General features: G+C 65.3%; 5 protein-coding genes. 4 read left to right on the top strand and 1 reads right to left on the bottom strand.

The features are described 5' to 3' along the window. The first annotated feature begins 9 nt into the window (after positions 1-9). From ABWK72_RS17785 to ABWK72_RS17800, 4 genes are all read left to right on the top strand, one after another. Positions 10-894, top strand: coding sequence for a peptidylprolyl isomerase (locus tag ABWK72_RS17785; RefSeq protein ID WP_367870915.1), 885 nt, complete (start codon positions 10-12; stop codon positions 892-894). 79 nt (positions 895-973) lie between these two features. Then, entirely contained in the window at positions 974-12,205 is an 11,232-nt protein-coding gene (locus ABWK72_RS17790) for a filamentous haemagglutinin family protein (protein ID WP_367870916.1), read from the top strand. Positions 12,206-12,341: 136 nt separating this feature from the next. After that, a complete protein-coding gene (locus ABWK72_RS17795; RefSeq protein ID WP_367870917.1) occupies positions 12,342-14,540 on the top strand; it encodes a transglutaminase family protein in 2,199 nt (732 codons plus the stop codon). A gap of 344 nt (positions 14,541-14,884) precedes the next feature. After that, on the top strand, positions 14,885-19,012 hold the full coding sequence (locus tag ABWK72_RS17800; protein ID WP_367870918.1) for a LamG-like jellyroll fold domain-containing protein: 4,128 nt from the start codon (positions 14,885-14,887) through the stop codon (positions 19,010-19,012). A gap of 129 nt (positions 19,013-19,141) precedes the next feature. Here the strand turns inward: ABWK72_RS17800 and ABWK72_RS17805 are convergent, their stop codons facing one another. After that, positions 19,142-19,804, bottom strand: a complete 663-nt coding sequence (locus ABWK72_RS17805; RefSeq protein ID WP_367870919.1) for a hypothetical protein — start codon at positions 19,802-19,804, stop codon at positions 19,142-19,144. Positions 19,805-19,931: the final 127 nt, after the last annotated feature.

Here is a 19,931-nt window from a genome sequence, read left to right on the forward strand (position 1 = left end):
TCCCGATTTATGAAGAATATCATCATCACGCTCATCGCCGCCGCCACCGCGGCCCATGCCGAGCCTGCTTCCACCTTGGGGAAGATCGGCGACATCGAGATCAAGACCGACGAGATCCGCGAAGCACTCGCAGGTCTTGAAGCGGGACAAGACGCCGCCCTCGCCAAGGATCCCGCCGCGCTCGGCCAGTACGTCCGCGCGCTGCTGATCCAGCGGCTCGTCCTTAAAGAGGCGCTCGCGAAGAAGTGGGACCAAGAGCCGGAGGTCGTCGCGAAGCTCGTCCGCGCCCGCGAGTCCGCCCTCACCGAGAGCTTCCTGGAGTCCGCCGCGAAGGTCCCCGCGGACTTTCCCACGCCGTCCGATCTTCAAGCCGCCTACGATGCCGCGAAGCCTTCCCTGCTCGTGCCGAAGTCCTTCCGCCTCGCGCAAATCTACATCGCCCAGCCCGCCGATGCCGATAAGGCCGCCGCCGACAAAGCCAAGGCGAAGGCCGATGCCGTCGCCAAGAAAGTGAAGGAGAAGAACGCCGACTTCGCCGCCATCGCCGCGGCGGAAAGCGAGGAAGCCGCCAGCAAGACCAAGGGCGGTGAGATCGGCTGGCTGGCCGAAGCGCAGATCCAGCCGGAGATCCGCGAGCGCCTGCCAAAGCTTGCGGCCGGCACTACCTCGGAGCCCGTGAAGCTGGCCGACGGCTGGCATATCCTGAAAGTGCTCGAGACCAAGGACGCGCACACGCCATCGCTCGAACTCGTGAAGGACCAGCTTGCCGTGCAACTCCGCGCCGAGCGTGGTCGCCTCAATCGCCAGGAGTTTCTCGCCAAGCTGCTGAAGGAAAATCCCCTCGCGATCAACGAGATCGAGCTCGCGAAAGTTCTCGGCCCCGCAAAGCCCTGAGCCACCGTCATCCATCGTCATCGTCCGTTCTCCGCGGACCGTTCAAGGCCTCCCGCCATCCTGCATCTGACGACAAGCCATGAACCCTGATTCTTCCGTACGCACGTCTCTCATTCACACCGCCTTCCGCATGTCCCTGGGCATGTCGGTCGTGCTGGCCACAGGCCAGCTGCACGCGGACATCCTCCGCGGGGGCGGCGCAGCGAGCGGCGGCAACACGCCTCCGGCAGCCAGCGCTCCTCCTGCGGGCGGCGCGCCACCGGCGGCCACGAATCAGGCGCGGACGAATGCGCAGGACTCGCTGGCACGCACCACCCAGGCACTCACCGCGGTCCGCGCGATGCAGGAGGCGGCGCGCGCCAATGCTGCCGCCGGCGGGTCTAACAACCTCGGCAATCACCCCGGCACCGGCCAACCACTCCCGAATGTCCCGAACGGCCTCGGCATTGGCGGCCTACAGGTTCATTCGAACGTCGGCAGCACTCCCAATCCCGATTGGTGGAAAGGTGCGGAGCTTCCCACCCAGACCACCGCCAGCGGCAAGACCGAGGTCACGATCAAGCAGACCGCGCAGCAGGCCCTGCTCAATTGGGAGACCTTCAACATCGGCAAGCAGACCACGCTGACCTTTGACCAAAGCGCTGCGGGCGGGAATGCCAGCCAGTGGGTTGCCTTCAACAAGGTCAGCGGTGACAGCCTCAACCCGACCCAGATCCTCGGCCAGATCAAGGCCCAGGGGCAGGTCTATATCATCAATACCAACGGCATCATCTTCGGCGCGAATAGCCAGGTGAATGTCCACACGCTCACCGCCTCCGCGCTGCCGATCAACGACAACCTCGTCGCCTCCGGCCTGCTCAACAATCCCGACCAGCAATTCCTCTTCAGCGCATTGGCCATCCCCGCCGGCGCGAAAGGCACCCCTGCCTTCGATCCCGCATTGCCCGCGAATACCCGCATCGGCGATGTCACCGTCCAGGCTGGAGCGCGCATCTCCACCCCGGTGAGCGCGGACGGCAATGGCGGCCGCATTTTCCTGGCAGGTGCGAACGTCACCAACAACGGCACCCTTTCCTCGCCCGCAGGCCAGGTGATCCTCGCCGCCGGCCTGCAGGTCGGCGTGGCCGCCCACAACAACGCCGATCCCTCCCTGCGCGGCGTCGATGCCTATGTCGGGGCCGTCGTCGATCCCGCCTCCTCGCTCTCGCCTTACGCTGGCACCGTCACCAATGGCGGCATCATCGAGATCGCCCGCGCCAGCGCGATCATGACCGGCAAGTCGGTCAATCAGCTCGGCATCATCGATGGTACGACCTCGGTCTCGCTCAACGGCCGCATCGACCTGCTCGCGAACTACGATGCCGTTAGTAATCCCGGCTACGATGCCTCGAAGGCCAATACCGGCACGCCCTTCGTCAATCGCTCCACCGGCAGCGTAACGCTCGGCGCGGACAGCGTCACGCGCATCCTCCCTGAGTCCGGCAGCACCGCCACCGCGATCGGCCTCCAGCTTGCCCTGCGCTCGCAGGTCAATCTCCAGGGAAAGACCATCCACCTCGCTCCCGGCTCGATCCTGCTCGCTCCGAATGCCAATGCCTCCTTGCAAGCGGGCTCGTGGGCCTTCATCCAATCGTCCACCTTGCCGACCGCGAACTTCGTTTCGACCAACGGCCAGGTCTTCATCGATCGCGGTGCCACGATCAATCTCGCCGGCACCATCGATGCCTCGGCCTCGGTGAAGCAGAATCTCATCGAGCTCGTGCTCCGCGGTTCGGAACTCGCGCCTGCTCCCGTCCAGCGCGATGGCGAACTCCGCGGCGAGACCATCGTCGTCGATCTCGGGCAATCCGGTGTCTTCGACGGCCGCGAATGGGTCGGCACCCCGCTGGCCGACCTCATCGGCTACCTCGGCCTGATCCAGCGCGATGTCGCGCAGCTCACCACCGCGGGCGGAAACCTCACGATCTCCGCGGGCGATTCCGTTGTCGTGCGCGATGGCTCGACCATTGATGTCTCCGGCGGCTGGACGAACTTCAGCGGCGCGACCGTCGCCACCACCCGCGTCATCAGCAACGGCCAGATCGTCGATATCGCCCAAGCCACGCCGGACCAAATTTACTCCGGCATCTACACCGGAAACTCTTCCGTCGTTCACTCGAAGTGGGGCGTGGTCGAGAGCTTCAATCGCTCGCTCGCCCCGGCCGGCACGCACTACCAGGAAGGCTACACCCAGGGTGCCGCCGCCGGCAGTGTGACCATCTCCGCGCCCGCCATCGCGCTCGATGGGACCCTGCGTGGCAATACCGTCGCGGGTGCGAACCAAGTCCGCAATAGCCCCACCAGCAGCGCGCTTCCTACCGCGGGTTCGCTCACGCTGAACTTCCGCGGAAACGAGAATCTCGGACCTCAATATTACGTCACCTACCCCGATGGCCTCGGCGTCGTCTTCAAGGATGGCGAGGAGCAGGAGGATGTCGCCGACTTCGCTCTTGATGCGAATGGCAGTCCGATCGCGCTGAGCGAGGATCGCCGCACGAACGTCTTTCTCTCGCCCGGGCTTCTCACAAGCCAAGGCTTCGGCCACCTCGTGGTGAATAACGAAGAGGGAAGCATCACGGTTCCCGTTGGCTCCGATCTCGCCGCCGTTCCCGGCGGTTCGATCTCGCTCACCGCCTCTAACATCAATGTGCTGGGGAATGTCACTGCGGCGGGCGGATCGCTCTCCTTCACCGCGCTGAATGTCTCGCCCTACGATACCGCCGTGCTGCTCGGCCAGCCGATCCCGCAGGTGCCGGCGGTCCAGCCGGGGCGGGGGATTTTTACCCTCGGCGAAGGCGCGATCCTTAATGCCGCCGGCTTGGTCACCGACGACCGGACCGCCGCTTCCGCGGGCACTCCCGCGATCCCGAATTCGGGCAATGTCACGATCAAGGCCTACACCGCGAATCTATCCGCGGGCAGCCTGGTCGATGTCTCCGGCGGCTACGCGATGACCGCGAATGGCACCGGGAAATTCGGCAATGCAGGCGCCATCTCGGTGCTCACCGGCCAGGATCCGAGGGTCTCCTCAGTGCTGGGTGGAAAGCTCACGCTCGATGGCACCCTCCGCGGGCTCTCCGGCGCAAAGGGCGGCACGCTCTCCCTGCAAGCCTCCGGAATCCAGATCGGCGGCACGACTTCCAATCCGGATGTCTTCCTGATCGATCCGGCCTTCCTCAATCAGGGTGGCTTCACCCAGTTCAATCTAACGGGACTGGCCGGGTCGAACTACAACGCGGTCACCGTCGCAGCGGGCACCACCGTGCAGCCCGTCGCGCAACGCCTCGCCGTGGTTGCGAATCCTCCCGGCGGCGGCTTGCTGTTGGGTGAGTTCGAGTCCGTCTACGGTCGCGCTCCGGGGGCCGGCGAACGCCAGGCGGTCAGCCTCAGCCTCGCCGCCCCGGGTGTCCGCGATGCCGCGGCAGGCACCTTGGCGCAGGTCGGCCATGTCGTGGTGGAAGAGGGAGCTGTGATCCGCGTCGATCCCCGTGGCTCCGTGTCGGTGACCGGTAATACCGCGACCGTCCTCGGCTCGATCTATGCCCCGTCCGGCAGCATCCGGATCGGCGGCAGCGGCAATTCCACCGCGATCTTCGGCGAGGCCAACCAAGCCTTCGCGACCACCTACATCGGCGCGCACAGCGTGATCTCCGCCGCCGGTGAAGTGGTGCTGAAGCCCGATGCCTACGGCCGCCGCATCGGCACCGTCTATGGTGGCGGTAGTATCAATGTCACCGGCAATATCGTCGCCGCCGCGGGAGCCGTGCTCGATGTCTCCGGGACCAGCGGCATCCTCGATTTCGACCCCGCCGCACTCGTCGGCGGCAAGATCCCCGGCCTCTCTAACAGCGGTCTCACCACCCCGCCGTCCAGCATCACCACCGTCCCCGTGCGGGTGGATAGCAATGCCGGATCGATCACCCTCGCCGGCGGCCAGTTCCTCTTCTCGGATGCCACTCTGCGCGGCAATGCCGGCGGCAGCACCGCCACCGGCGGCCTGCTCTCCGTCTCCTCGGGCCGCTTCTACACCCCGTCCGAGATCCCCTCGCCATCGGACATCACGCTCTCGGTTTTCCAAAGCGGCTCCGTCCTCGCGAACCAACCCACCGCCAGCCCGATCGGCCACGCCGTCACCGGCAGCCACGGCTCGAGTCGCGGCTTCTTCGCCGTGGAAGATTTCCAGGGCGGCGGCTTCGATTCCCTCACTTTGGGCGGCGTGCTCGACTTCCAGGGGCCTGTCGTCATCGATGCGCGCGGCGAGGTGAAGCTCGCCGACCGGGGGATACTCTACAACAACTCAGCGCTCACGATCAACGCCGGTGCCGTCCACCTCGGCATGGCCTTCGCCGCGCCGGTGCTGCCCTCGCAGGAAGTCAGCCCGATCGTCTTCAACAACCAGCCCTTCATCATCCCCGCCACCTACGGCGCGGGCACGCTCGATATCAATGCCGGCCTCATCGATGTCGGCAGCCTCAGCCTGCAAGGCACCGGTCGCACGAACCTAACAGCCGAGAACGGCGACGTTCGCGGCAATGGCACCTTCATCATGGCCGGGGATCTCACCGTGAAAGCGGGCCAGATCTATCCGACCACCGCCTCCGAGTTCAACCTCATCGCCTACGACTACGCGAATGGCAGCGGCGCGCAAAAAGGCTCCATCACCATCCAGAAATCCGGCATCCGTAGCTTGCCCTTCTCCGCCGGCGGGAAGCTCGGCATCTACGCCTCCACCATCCATCAGGACGGCGTCCTGCGCGCCCCTTTCGGCACCATCAATATTGGCTGGGACGGCACCGGCACCGCGCCGCGCGATTGGTTCACCGGCAGCTCCCGGCCCTTCCCCGTCACCAGCAGCCTGACTCTTGGCGATGGCAGCATCACCTCCGTCTCCGCGGTTGATCCGCTTACCGGCAAGGGCCTCGTCCTGCCCTACGGCTACAGCCCGGATGGCACGGTCTGGATCGACCCCCGCGGTGTCGATGTCACCGCCGGTGGCCTGCCGCAGAAGACGATCACCCTTTCCGGCGCGAATGTCGTCCAGGAAGCGGGCTCGCAGATCGATCTCCGTGGCGGCGGCGACCTCTATGCCGACCGTTGGGTCGGCGGGCTCGGCGGGCCCGTCGACATTCTCACGCACAACACCAGCTTCGCGATCATCCCGTCCTACGGTGCGGACTACGCGCCCTTCGCGCCGTACAACGACTCGACCAGTTCCGATAACAAGATCGCCGGTGCCTCCGGCTACACCACCGACCAGCTCGCCGTGGGCAACCGCGTCTACCTGAATGGCAGCAAGACCCTCGCCGCTGGTTACTACACGCTGCTGCCCGCGCGCTACGCCTTGCTCCCTGGCGCGGTCCTCGTGAGCGCCTCGGATGCCGCGGGCTACGGCAACCTCGAAGTCCCCGGTGGAGCCAGCGTCGTTTCCGGCTTCCGCTACAACTCGCTCAATGGCGACCGCACCCTGCCGAGCGTCACCACCCGCTTCGAGGTCGCCTCGTCGAAGGTCGTGCGCCAGCGCGCCCAGTATCTCGACTTCCTCGCGAATACCTTCATCAAGGCCAGCGCCGCCACCCTGAATGCCCCCGTGCCGGTGCTCCCCACCGACTCCGGCTACCTGCGCTTCCAGGCCACGCAGTCGATGGATCTGTTAGGTTCGGTCGCTTCGAAGTCGATCAGCGGCGGTCGCGGTGCCGCCATCGATATCAGCACCCAGCTCGATACCTTCATCTCGAATGGTACGACCAGCGGGGGCCCGGGAACGATCACGCTGAATGCCGCCGCCCTGAATGCCTTCGGCGCGGAGAGCCTGCTCATCGGCGGCGTCCGCACCCGCAGCGGCGACACTGTGACGGTGGACGTCCGCAGCGGCAGCATCATCGTGGACAACGCGGGCTCGCCGCTCGCCGCGGACGATCTGATCCTCGCGGCGAAGGACAACCTGATCCTCGCGCCCGGTGCCGAGCTCGGCTCTACCGGCAGCGCCACCTCGAAGGTGGACACCTTCAAGATCACCGGCGATGGCAGCCTGGTGCGCATCGCGGGCAATCCCAATGCAACGGTCCTCCGCAGCGGCGTCACCAGCTCCACAGCGCCCTCTCTCACCATCGGTGCCGGGGCCAAGATCAGCGGCGGCAGCATCATCCTCGACTCCACCGCAGCGCTCGCGCTCGATCCCACTGCCGACCTCACCGCGAAGGCCTACACTTTCGGCGCGGGCCGCATCAGCGTTATGCTCGATGGCTCGCTTACCCCGCCTGCGGGCAATAGCCTCGTGCTGGGCAATAGCTTCCTCACCGACCTCCAGGCGGCCTCCAGCCTGAACTTCCTCAGCTACTCGTCCATCGATCTCCACGGCAGCGGCCAGTTCGGGAATGCCGCACTCGCCAATCTCACGCTCAGCGCCGGGGAGATCCGCGGCATCGGCCAAGGGTCCGGCACCGCCCGCCTGGTGGCGAAGGACATCCTGCTCCAGAACCCGAACGCCTCCACCGTCACCGCGCCCGGGGCAGCCTCGGGCACGCTGGAAATGTCCGCCCAGACGATCCGCCTTGGCGCGAACCAGGTCGCCCTCAATCAATACGCCAATGTCCGCCTCGCCACCACCCGCGGCATCATCGGCGAGGGCACCGGCGGCCTCTCGACGCAATCCGGCCTCGTGCTCGATACCCCGCGCCTCACCGGTGCCGCCGGTGCTGTGCGCTCGATCACCGCGGGCGGTTCGCTCCAGCTCGTCGATACCACCGGAGCTACGACGAATCTCGTAACAGGCGGCCTCGGATCCGCACTCACCCTCACCGGCAGCTCCGTCACCACACAAGGCGAGATCTCCCTGCGCAGCGGCGCGCTCTCGATCCGCGCTACCACCGGCGATGTCTCCATCGAGGGCGACCTCGATGTCTCCGGCACCCGCCGGAATTTCGGCGACACCATCAAATACACCTCCGCCGGCAGCATCCTTCTCGCCGCCAATGCTGGCGACGTCACCGTCACTTCCACAGGTACCCTCAACCTCGCTGCCAACCCCGGCGGCGGGAACGGGGGCTCGCTCTCCGTCCGCACCCCCGCCGGTGCATTGACCCTCGCAGGCACCCTCCTCGGCAAGGGCGGCAACGGCGGCGCGAACGGCAACTTCTCGCTCGATGCCGAAGCCCTGCCAGCGCTCGCCGCACTGGCCGCCCAACTCCGCACCGCCTCCTTCACCGGCAGCCAGGACTTCCGCGTCCGCAGCGGCGATGTGACCCTCGATGGCACCTCGACCGCCCGCGACTTCCGGCTCTCTGCCGACCAGGGCGACGTGACCGTCACCGGCACCGTCGATGCCTCGGGCAGTACCGGCGGCTCGATTCACCTCATCGCGAATGGCGATCTCGTCCTCGCCAGCGGCTCCCGCCTCACCGCCGCTGGTGCCGACTTCAGTAGCGCAGGCAAGGGCGGCGCGATTACGCTCGAAGCCGGGGCCCAGCGCGATGGCGTGGTCGGCACCGGCACCCTCGATATCCGCACCGGCTCGATCATCGATCTCTCCGTCGCTTCGCAAAACGCAGGCAGTGCCGCGCTCGGCGAATTCGGCGGCAAGCTCCACCTGCGCGCACCACAGCTCGCGGGCGATGTCTCGATCAACGCGCTGAACGGCACCATCACCGGTGCCTCCAGCATCCTCGTCGAAGCCTACAAGCTCTACGATCTCTCCGCGACCAACGGCACCATCACCACCGCGATCCACAACCAGATCAAGAGCGACGGTGAAGCCTTCCTCGGCACCGCAGGCAGCGCCTCGGCCTCCTACACTACCATCCTCAACCGCCTGCTTGGAAACAATCCGGGCCTCGCCGACCAGCTCGTGCTCGCCCCCGGTGCCGAGATCCTCAACCGCAACGGCAACCTGACCCTTGGCAGCACCACATCGACCAATACTTCGGACTGGAATCTCTCCGGCTACCGCTTCGGACCGAAGGGCGCTGCCGGCGTGCTCACGCTCCGCGCCTCCGGGAACCTCGTGTTCCACAATGCCCTGAGCGACGGCTTCGAGAGCAGTGCCTATGATGCGAAGCTGCTCGGCCAGAGCACCCTGCTTCCCGTGAATGCCCAGAGCTGGTCCTACCGCCTCGTCTCCGGCGCGGACTCAAGTGCCGCCGACTACGGCAGGACGCAGGAATTGGCCGACCTAGCGGCCACCAGCGGCTCGCTGCAGCTCGGCAAGAACAACACCACCAACCTTTCCAACAGCAACGGCTCTAACAACCAGCCCGGCACCAACGCCACCACCGCCGCCGCCCTGATCAACCGCTTCCAGGTGATCCGTACCGGCAGCGGCGATATCGACATCCATGCCGGCCGCAGCGTCCAGCTTCTCAATCAATTCGCCACCATCTACACCGCCGGCACCCAGGTTCTCGATGCCACGCTCGGCGGGACCTTCGATGTGCCGTTCCTCGATCAATCCAATGGCGGCTCTCTTGGCGCGAACCAGCAGAACCCCGCCTACGCCGTCCAGTACACCATGGCCGGCGGCGATGTCTCGATCTTCGCCGGCCTCGACATCGAGCACATCACGCGCACCAATCAGAACGCGATCATCGCGGACTCCCAGCGCCAGCTTCCGAACAACTGGCTCTACCGCCGCGGCTACGTCGATCCGGTCGGTGGCCAGTTCGGCAGCGGCCGCTTCGGCGATGTCGCCTCGACCACCTGGTGGACCGACTTCAGCAATTTCTTCCAAGGCGTCGGCACGCTCGGGGGAGGGGATGTCACCCTCGTCGCAGGCCACAACGTTAACAACGTCGATGCCGTCGTAGCGACCAATGCGCGCATGCCGAAGGGCAGGCCGAATGCCGCGGGCATGATCGAGCTCGGCGGCGGCGATCTCGTCGTCCGCGCCGGCAACAACATCGATGCCGGTGTCTACTACGTCGAGCGCGGCCACGGCGAGATCACGGCGGGCGGCAGCATCGTGACGAATTCCACCCGCTCGCCCTCGGTCACGCAGGTCGCCGGGACGAACAGCGTGCTCGATGCCTCCACCTGGCTGCCGACCACCCTCTTCCTCGGCAAGGGTGGCTTCGATGTCACCGCCGCCGGCGACCTTCTGTTAGGCCCGGTGGCGAATCCCTTCCTGCTGCCCCCCGGCATCAACAACACCTTCTGGCACAAGTCCTACTTCAGCACCTACGCGCCGGACAGCTACGTGAATGCTTCATCGGTCGGCGGCTCGGTTACCCTCCGCGAGGGCACCACACTGCCCGGCTCCGGAGCAGGCAGCGTGACCCCGCTGCTCCTGGCATGGATCGATCGCCAGCAGATCCTGCGCTCGAATCCCGCCAGCGCTTCCTTCTATCAGCCCTGGCTGCGGCTCGCGGAAACCAGCTCGGAACCCTTCCGCACCACCGTCTCGCTGCTGCCGCCGAAGCTCGCCGCGACCTCCTTCAACGGCGACATCAACGTCGTCGGCAACCTCACCCTCTCGCCTTCGGCGACAGGCAATATCGAGCTCCTCGCTGGCGGCGCGATCAACGGCCTGCAGCGCAATGGCCGCGTCACCTTCAATGGCACCAGCTCGGCCTGGGGCAGCTCGAAGATCAACGTCTCCGACGCCGATCCGAACGCGATTCCCGGCATCACCAATCCCTTCGGCTACACCACCCTGGCCGGCACCGATGTCACCCAGGCTCGCCAGACCCGCGGCGGCTTCCTCGAATTCATCAACGTTTTCTTCCGCGAAACCGGTGCCACCCTAGGGTCGCAGGCCGTCCTCGAAATCAAGCAGTCGCTCCACGCCGCAGGCCTGCTCCACCGAGATGACCTGGACCCCGTCCGCCTCTTCGCCGGTGGCGGCGATATCTCCGGGCTCACGCTCTTCTCGCCGAAGTCCGCGCTGATCTATGCCTCGCGCGATATCACCGATGTCTCGCTCTACCTGCAGAACAACCGCCCCGGCGACACCAGCGTCGTCGCCAGCGGCCGCGACATCATCCCGTCGAATGCCAACTCGCTCCTGCGCCTCGCCGCGAATGCTCCCGGCAATGTCGTGAACAACGACAGCCCCTTGCTCGCAGGGGATATCCAGATCTCCGGGCCCGGCTCCTTGCAGGTGCTCGCGGGCCGCAATCTCGACCTCGGCACTGGCGCGGGCTTCGCCGACGGCACTGGCGCAGGCATCACCAGCATCGGCAATGCGCGCAATCCCTCGCTCTCCGCCGCGGGTGCGAATCTCGTCGTCGGTGCCGGTATTCAGGACGCGACCTCGCTGGCCGAAAGCTCGCTCGATTTCGACGCCTTCATCACACAATACATTGGGACTCCCGAAGGCACGGCCTACCTCAAGGAACTCGCGCCCGATATCGTCTTCGCGAACCTCAGCAGCGAGGAACAAGCCCGCCTCGCCCTCGGCGTCTTCTACCTGATCCTCCGCGATGCCGGCCGCAACTACGCCACCACCGGCAACTACGATAGCGCCCTCGCCGCCATCAAGGTCCTCTTCGGCGACAAGCCCGTGCCCGGCGACATCCTGACCCGCGGCCGCAGCATCCGCACCACCCGCGGCGGCTCGATCTACAATCTCACCCCCGGCGGCGGCATTGCCCTCGCGAACACCGCGATCGGCAATCCGCTCTCGCCTCCCGGCATCATCACCGAGAGCGGCGGCGACATCTTCACCTTCGCGCACGACGACGTGAACATCGGCATCGGACGCATCTTCACCCTCCGCGGCGGCAACCAGATCATCTGGTCCACCGCCGGGGACATCGCCGCCGGCTCCTCCTCCAAGACCGTCACCTCCGCCCCGCCGACGCGGGTCCTCATCGATCCGCAGAGCGCTGCCGTCCAGACCGACCTCGCCGGCCTCGCCACCGGTGGTGGCATCGGCGCGCTCGCCACCGTCGTCGGCGTCCCGCTCGGCGATGTCGACCTGATCGCGCCGCAGGGGACAGTCGATGCGGGCGATGCCGGCATCCGCGTCTCCGGCAATCTCAACATCGCCGCCAACCAAGTGCTCAACGCCGGCAACATCAGCGTCTCCGGCAACAGCGCGGGAACCCCTGCCGCCCCCGCTGCACCCAGCGTCGCCACCGTCACCAATGCCGCCGCCGCTGCGGCAGCAGCCGCCGATACCGCATCTGCACCACCCGGCTCCACCGAGCAACTCACCGAAACCCCCGAAATCACCGTCCCCAACTCCGAAGTGAGCGTGGAAGTGATCGGCTACGGCGGCAGCGAGGATGAGGAAGACGAGGAGAAGCCGGCGGGAGAACCGGTTGCTCCCGCTCCTTGAGTCCAATGTCCCGGGAGGGCAATCCGGTGGTGTGTAAGGCTCACGGGGTCCAATCCCGTGAGCCCATCCGATCTAGGATGAAAGGCGGCCTTGCTTCTGGCTTGGGGCTTGGCACTTTTGCTTGGAACTTCCTTCAATGTCCCGCTTACCCAAGCTTCTGCTCGCGCTCGCGCTCCTGTTCTGGGGCGCGACGACGAGGCGCTGGGAAGTGGCGGTGCCATGTGCCCTGCTGATCCCGGCGGCGGATTGGACCCGGCTCCGCTGGGATTTCGGGGAGAAGGCCGCGCTGGTGGCGTGGCGCTTGTCGGTATTGTTCCTGACGATCGCGATGGTGCTGGTGTTGATGCAGGGACCGCGGCTGACCCTGATGTCACGGGTTTTCACCTGGCTGCCGGTGCTGCTGCTGCCGCTGCAGTTCGTGCAGTCGTATGGGACAGCGGGGACGATGTCGCTAGGAGCCTTTTCGATGATGGTGCGGCGGCGGCAAAGGCACGCGGAGAAGTATGGCCTGCCTTTCCGGGATGTCCGTTTCAGCTTCGATAACGTGTTTTTCTGCGCGACGCTGCTGGCGTCCTGCCTGGGGGATGGGGCGGACACGCTGTGGTTCTATCCGGCGATGATCCTGCTCGTGGCCTGGGCACTGATTGCGCGCTCGGGCAAGATGTGGCCGGTGGTAGGTCTGGCGATGGTGACCACCCTGACGCTGGCCGCGCTCGCGGGGCTCGGCGGGCAGCGGGGCCTGTCGATTCTTTATGCAAAGGTCGCCTCCTACGGGTCGAGTTCGGGATCGAGTTCGCCGAGCGAACGGAAGACCGGGCTCGGCGATCTGGGCGAGCTCAAGCAATCGCAGGAGATCCGCTGGCGGATCATTCCGGAGAAAGGGGATACGCCGCCCCGTTTGCTGCGGACGTCTTCCTACAACCGGTTCGGCCATTCTGATCCGACGGTTTGGGAGGCGATCCTGCCGAAGGACACCGGCAACGATACCAACGATTTCAAGCCAACGGATTTCGCCCGGGATCCGCGCAAGCCGCCGGACGACCCGGACGCCGGCTACTACGTGTGTCCGCCCAATTTGACGTTCGACGAGGCGCTGGAGGCGATCAAGCCGGAGCTGGCGAGCTTCCAGTTGCGCGGGAAGATGGACTCTTCAGAGACCTACGAGTTGATGCCGCTGCCGGAGAACGCGGCGAGCTTGCACCGTTTCGACACCGTCACGCAGCGCAATTCCTTCGGCACCTTCCGGGCCGATGAGCCGCCCTCCGTCTGCGATGCAAGGGTGCTGTGGGATCCGAAATTCACGACCGAGAGGGCACCTTGGGAGTCGACGGACAAGCGCGGGGATTTTACCCCCGATCTCGAAATCCCGCTGGCAGAGCGGTACGTGATCCGGGACTTTGCGGAGGAAATGGGGCTCCACGAAGCGGGCACGGTGGAGGAGAAGATCGACGCCCTGCGGCATTATTTCGCGCAGAACTTCCGCTATACCCGCTACAACTCGATACCGGACAGACTCCACGAGTGGGTGGACGAGGACAAGGGCGTGGCGCGGTATGTGCAGTATGTGAAGAGCCAGGATCGGCGGGCGACGCTGCTGAGCGTTTTCCTGGAGGACACGAAGGCAGGGCATTGCGAGTTCTTCGCTACCACCGCGGCGTTGCTGTTGCGGGAAGCGGGGGTGCCGACCCGCTACACCTCGGGCTTCGTGGTCGTCGAGCAAGACCCGCGGACGCGCGAGTATGTGGTGCGCGGGACGCATGCCCATGCGTGGTGCCGGGCTTGGGATGAGGAAAACCAGCGCTGGTGGGACGTGGACGTGACGCCATCGAGTTGGATCAGCGCGGAAACGCCGCGGCCCCTGGCCTTCCAGGGCTTGCGCGACCGCTTCCAGATGCTGCGGGAGGACCTGGTGGTGTGGCGGGATCAGCCGGGGCACATGATGATCATCACGCTTGTCCTGTTGGCGCCGGTGGCGATCGGGCTGGCCTTCGTCGGGCGGAAGTTGTGGCGCTCGCGGAAGCGGGTGGAGATGAATCCCAAGCGGGGACCCAGGTCGGGGGCCTTGCAGACGACGCCACTGGCATCCCTGGAGAAGGCGGCGCGGCGGATTCTCGGAGAACGGCCGGCCGGGACGCCGGTGGGATCTTATCTGATGCCGCTGGCGGTGCGCCTGCCCGATCCGGCACTGCTGGGAGAGGCGCTGAAGCTGCACCATCGGCTGCGCTTCGATCCGCAGGAGAAGAATCCGGCTTTGATCGGAGAGCTTCAGTTCCTCGTGGCGGAGATCCGGCGGCAACTGGGTGCCAAGGGCGCCCGGGCGAGCGCGAGGACGTGAGCGATGCGCGGTCCTCTTATGACGGATCGTTGATCGTTACCTAAATCCAGCACTCCGGGTCCGGCTACTATAAGTCCCGTTGTAGGGTAAGATCCCCGGGAATAGGCGACGTTGATTTTTTTCCTGCTGCGGCGAATCCCTGTGATTTCCAGAGGCAGTTTCAAAGTTGTCATACAGGCAATTAAACTCAGTTCTTGCCATGAAAAATGATTATGCTCAGCGTGATAGACACGTGTGATCGCGATGGCGCAGGTCCGCCATCCTATTCCGGCTTTTGCGGATCCGATGGCAGATCTCCCAAGTAATAATCCTGCTCCCTAGCGGCCCACGGAAAAAAAGACCCTATGAGACCTCCATATTCCTCTTCCCGGCTGCGGCGGGGTGCCCGCAGGGCACTGCTCGCCGCCGCGGTTTCCTCCTCCCTGCTGGCGACAGCACATGCCGACTATGCTTCGGAAGTCGCCAGCGAGAACCCGCTGCTCTACTACCGCTTCAACGATAGCGTGGCGACCGACGATCAGCCCCCCGCGTTCAATTCCGGCAGCCTGGGTGCGGCGGGCGACGGCTACTGTATGGATAGCTTCACCCGCGGTGTGGCGGGAGCGATCGCGGGCAATACCGCAATGGCCTTCGTGAATAATGCGACCGTCGACACGGCGGCTTACACGGGTGCGGTGAATATTCCGCTCAACGCGGCGTTGAACCCGTCCCCCACCGGGACGAATCCCTTCACGGTGGAGTGCTGGGTGCTGCCAAGCCGCAATACCTCGACGTTCCTTTCCCCGGTTAATTCGATGAGTTTCACCACCGGGCGCGCCGGGTACCTGCTCTATCAGAGCTCCGCGACTTGGGAACTGCGGATGGGCAACAAGGCAGTTGCGAACAACTTTACGGCGATGACCGGCGGAGCCGTGACCGTGGGCCAGTGGCAGCATCTCGCGTTCACGTATTCCGGCGGCACGAATGGCACCATGACCCTCTATGTGAACGGGGTCCCGGTGAATTCGGTAGTCGTCACCAATGGCTACGAGGCCAACGACAATGCGCCTTTCGCGATCGGCGGGACCTCGGCCCCGGGCCGGACCTTCGATGGCGCGGTGGACGAGGTGGCGTTTTTTCCGACCTCGCTCGCTCCGGCGCGTATTCTCGCGCGTGTCAACGAGCGGACGAACAATCCCGCAGGCTATGCCGCCCATGTCGCTGCGGACAGTCCGGCCGGCTACTGGCGCTTGGACGAGCCGGCCTTCGTGCCGCGCACGCCGCCTGTGGCGGATAACACCGGAACGCTCGGGAACGCTGCGGACGGCACCTATTCCGCAGCGGCGAAGAACGGTAACACCGGCCCGTCACCAGCCAGCGGCTTCGGCGGTTTCAACGCCAACAATTCCGCTTTGGATCTCGGGAAGGCCCTCGGCTTCGTGAGCAGCGGCCAGTCCCTGCTGAACAACCGCAGTTCCTTCACCGTCACGGGCTGGGTGAAGCGCGGCGCGGTGCATTCCGTGCGCGGCGGCTACTTCGGGCAGAACGACGTGCTGGAATTCGGCGATGCCGGTGGCGGGACGCAGATCGAGGCGTGGAACGCCTCCGCCGGGCGAGTGCTGACGGATGCGCCCTATCCGTTTGCGGATAACGAGTGGGGCTTCATTGCCTACCGGGCGAACGGATCGGTGGTAGAGCTTTACCTCAATGGGGTGCTAAACAAAACCACGGTCTGGACAACGGCGAACTACGGGAGTTCCGCCTTCAACTTCAACATCGGTGGCGGCGGGATCTTCGGGGCCACGGGCGATTTCTTCCGCGGCGAGATCGATGAGGTTGCCTTCTTCGACCGGGCGGTGACTCCCGGCCGGATCAAGCAGCTCTACGATGCCGCCAAGGGTAACGTGGCGGTCGGGCTGGTAAGCACGGTTCCGGCGCTGACGCCGAATGCGGAGATCTTCGAGGGCGATCCCTACACGCTGAGTATCGATCCCACCGGCACGCCGCCTTTCACCTACCAGTGGAAGGTGAACAACGTGGACATTCCCTCGTCGAATTCACCGACCTACACGGTGCTGGCGGCGGCGGCCAATACGCCGGTATCGAGCCCCTATATCTACACGGTCACCGTGGCCGGGAACGGCACGGTGACCAGCGACCCGACGGACGTATATGTCACGCCGCGGCTGAAGTGGACCTCGGCCGCGCCGGTGAATCCGGGCATCTGGGAAGTCGGCGGTTCGACCAACTGGAAGACCTACACGGCAGGGGTGGCGGCGAGCTACGACGACGGCTATGCGGTTTACTTCGACGACACCGTCACGGGCGGGGCGCTCGCGACGGTGAACCTGGCGGCCGAGGTCACGCCGCTCGCCGTGGTCTTCGACAACAGTGCGAAAAACTACAGCGTCACGGGCCCGCACGTCCTCACCTCACCCCAGAATCAAGTCCTGTTGAAGAAGGGCACGGGCACGGTCGAATTCTCGAACGATGCGGTGGTGGCGGAACAGGTCCGGATCGAGCAGGGGATCCTGCGGATCGGCAATGGGACCAATGGCAGCTTCTCACCGGAGACGGCGGTCACGGTGGCCGGGGGCCAATTCCAGATCAACCCGGCAGCCGCCTCGACCTATGACAATGCGACCACGGTCAGCAGCGGCTCCATGGCTGTCACGGGCAGCGGGGATCTGGAATTCCTGGCAACCGTCACGGGAGCCGGCAACCAGATCTTCGACCGCAATGGGACGGTGTCGATCAAGGGGAACAACCAGATCGGCGGGGCGATCACAATCAACTCGGGCACGGTCCTCTTCGATGGCAATCAGGAAGCCAACCGTCTTCCGATCAACAAGCTGGTGACGGTGAATCCGGGCGGAACCATGGAGATCCGCGGGGTCAACGCCTTGCCGACCCACCTCAATTCGGTGGATGTGACATTGGACGGGGGTCTCTTGAATGTGATTGCCGGCGGCAGCCCGGTGACCGGAGTGGATGGCTCGAGTCACGGACATTTGAGAAACTTGGGTCTGAACGGCGGCACCGTGATGCTCGGCTACTCGGGTGGCGGCGGCTCTTACAACGGGGAAAGCTTCCAGCTCAACGGTGACATCAGCGCGGGCGGCAGCGCGGTCTCGACAATCGGCTACGGCAGCGGGGCGAACAACGGGAACTCCGGGATCGCCTTCTCCGCTCCTGCGGGCGCGACGACGACCCACACGATCACGGTCGCGGATGCGGTCACGGGACCGGCACCCGACCTGGTCATCTCGGCGGAATTGGAAAATTCGGATGCGCTTGCTGCGGACTCGTTGGCGAGCACGTTGGTGAAGGCGGGCCCCGGCACGCTGCGGCTGGCCGGCAATGTGGCCCATGGCTTTTCCGCCGCCTTCCGCGTGGACGAAGGGACCCTGGAAGCCACCGGGTCGATCTCCGCTCCGCTGACGATTGCGGGTGTGGCAACATTCGCGCCCGGGGACGGGGTGGGCACCTTCAATGCGGGGACCACCACGCTCGGCGGAACCTACCGCTGCGAGATCGACGGTCCCTCGTCGGACAAGCTGGTAGCGAATGGCAACCTGTTCTTCCAAGGGGGAGCGCAGGTTTCCTTCAGCGTCTTGGGCGCGCTGACCTTGCCGGTTTACGAAATCGCGACCTGCAACGGCATCCTCGACGGGCCGGTTCCTACCGGGGTGAACGTGCCGCCGGGATACACGCTGACCACCTCCGCCACCTCGCTGGTATTGCTCCAGAGCAGTGCCCCGACGACGCCGGTGATTACCTTCATCAAGGGGAGCACGGTCGGGGCCTTGGGCGGATCGGACTTCAACAGCTCGAACGGCGGCTTCACCGTGAGCGCTCCGGTCACGCCTCAGACGGACTGGGCCTACACGGCGGGAGCTTGGACGAGCGCCGGCCAGTCGGACGTCAACGGTACCGTGGCGGACAACACCTCGTACCTCATCAGCCCGCCGTACACCCTGACGAAGGATGGAGTGGTCAGCGCCAGCTTCTCGCACCGATATAGCTTCGAGCTCGACTATGATGCCGGGGCGGTGGACGTGCGTTTGAACAGTGGCAACTGGGTGCGGGTGCAAGGGAGCGCCTTCAGCCAGAATGGTTACAACGGCATTGCCGGTTCGGAGGAGCACTCGCTGGCGCAACAGCCGGCCTTCGTGTTCAACTCGCCGGGTCACCCGGCCTTTATCACGAGCACTTGCAAGCTGCTGGCGGGCGAGGCGGGCGATACCGTGGAGCTGCGCTTTGCCGCCGCTTACGACAACAACACCGGCGGTGATCAGGTTCCACCCGGTTGGCAGATCGACAGCGTACAATTCACCGAAGGGGGGACCGGCGGGGCAATGTTGAACTGGGCGCTCGGGACGATGCAGTTCTCCGACAATCTAGAGCCACCGTGGACGGACATCATTGGTCCCGGGCCGGTGCTTGTGGACCTGACGCTGACACCGAAGCGGTTCTTCCGCTTGAAGCCCTGAGAGAGGGTGTGGAATCTGGCGGGCCGGTGGCAGCACCGGCCCGCTTTTTTTGCGGGGGCGTGGGGTCGCAGGCAGGGATCGCTCTCCGCCGGACCTTTGGGAGAAAGGTCCCTGCCTTTGCGTGCGCGGCTACTTCTTAATCTCCTGGGCTTGGCCGATGCCTTTGACTTCGAGCTTGGGAGCGGTGGGGCCGGGTTGCTGCGGGCCTTGGAGTTCCGGGACGCCCGGCTTCGCTTCCGCCGCTTGCTGCGGGGCGGGATCGGCCTGGGTGCGGATCGCTTGGAAGAGGAGATTGTAATTGTGGCGGACGGCGGCGGGGAAACTCACGCGGCCGGGCTCGACGATCTTCTCGCGCAGGAGCTTGGAGGAGAGGTCGGCGGTGAGGTCGGCACCGACCTTGACCGCGCCGCCGATCACCGGGGTCGCGCCGACGACGGTGCCGCCGGTGCGGATCACGTCGCTGGAGATCGTGACGCCTTGAAGGGCGAGGTTGGATTGGGCGGAGACGATCGAGCCGTCCTTGCCGATCGTGATCTCGAGCACGGCGTGGTCGTCGCTGGCGAGCCAGCCGCGGAGGTGGTCGATGCGAAGAGAGGCGAAGACGCCGCCATCCGGGGTCGGGGTGATCTCGGGCTTGTAGGTGCGGTAGCCGGAGCCGGAGAGATCGTAATCACAGGCGGTCTTGCCCTTGGCTGCCCAGCCGCCCAGACTTTTGCCAAAAGCATCGATATCGATGCCAACCCCGGCGTGGAGGCTGGTCACCAGTGAAAGGGCGAGAAGGGTACGGATCATGACAGAAAGCGCGTGCGCGGCGAGAATACATCCGCATGACGCAAAGCTTTAGTGAAAAATTCATGCAAGGCCGATCTGCCCGCTTGCACGGAAGCCCACAAAATCCGAAAGAAACGCAGATTAAGCG

Source organism: Luteolibacter sp. Populi, from assembly GCF_040801775.1.
In the GTDB taxonomy this organism is placed as follows: Bacteria; Verrucomicrobiota; Verrucomicrobiia; order Verrucomicrobiales; family Akkermansiaceae; genus Haloferula.

What these genes read in the sequence shown, in the direction of transcription:
- ABWK72_RS17800 (WP_367870918.1), top strand. Translation starts at nt 14,885, where the DNA reads ATGAGACCTCCATATTCCTCTTCCCGGCTGCGGCGGGGTGCCCGCAGG.
- ABWK72_RS17790 (WP_367870916.1), top strand. Translation starts at nt 974, where the DNA reads ATGAACCCTGATTCTTCCGTACGCACGTCTCTCATTCACACCGCCTTC.
- ABWK72_RS17785 (WP_367870915.1), top strand. Translation starts at nt 10, where the DNA reads ATGAAGAATATCATCATCACGCTCATCGCCGCCGCCACCGCGGCCCAT.
- ABWK72_RS17805 (WP_367870919.1), bottom strand. Translation starts at nt 19,804, where the DNA reads ATGATCCGTACCCTTCTCGCCCTTTCACTGGTGACCAGCCTCCACGCC.
- ABWK72_RS17795 (WP_367870917.1), top strand. Translation starts at nt 12,342, where the DNA reads ATGTCCCGCTTACCCAAGCTTCTGCTCGCGCTCGCGCTCCTGTTCTGG.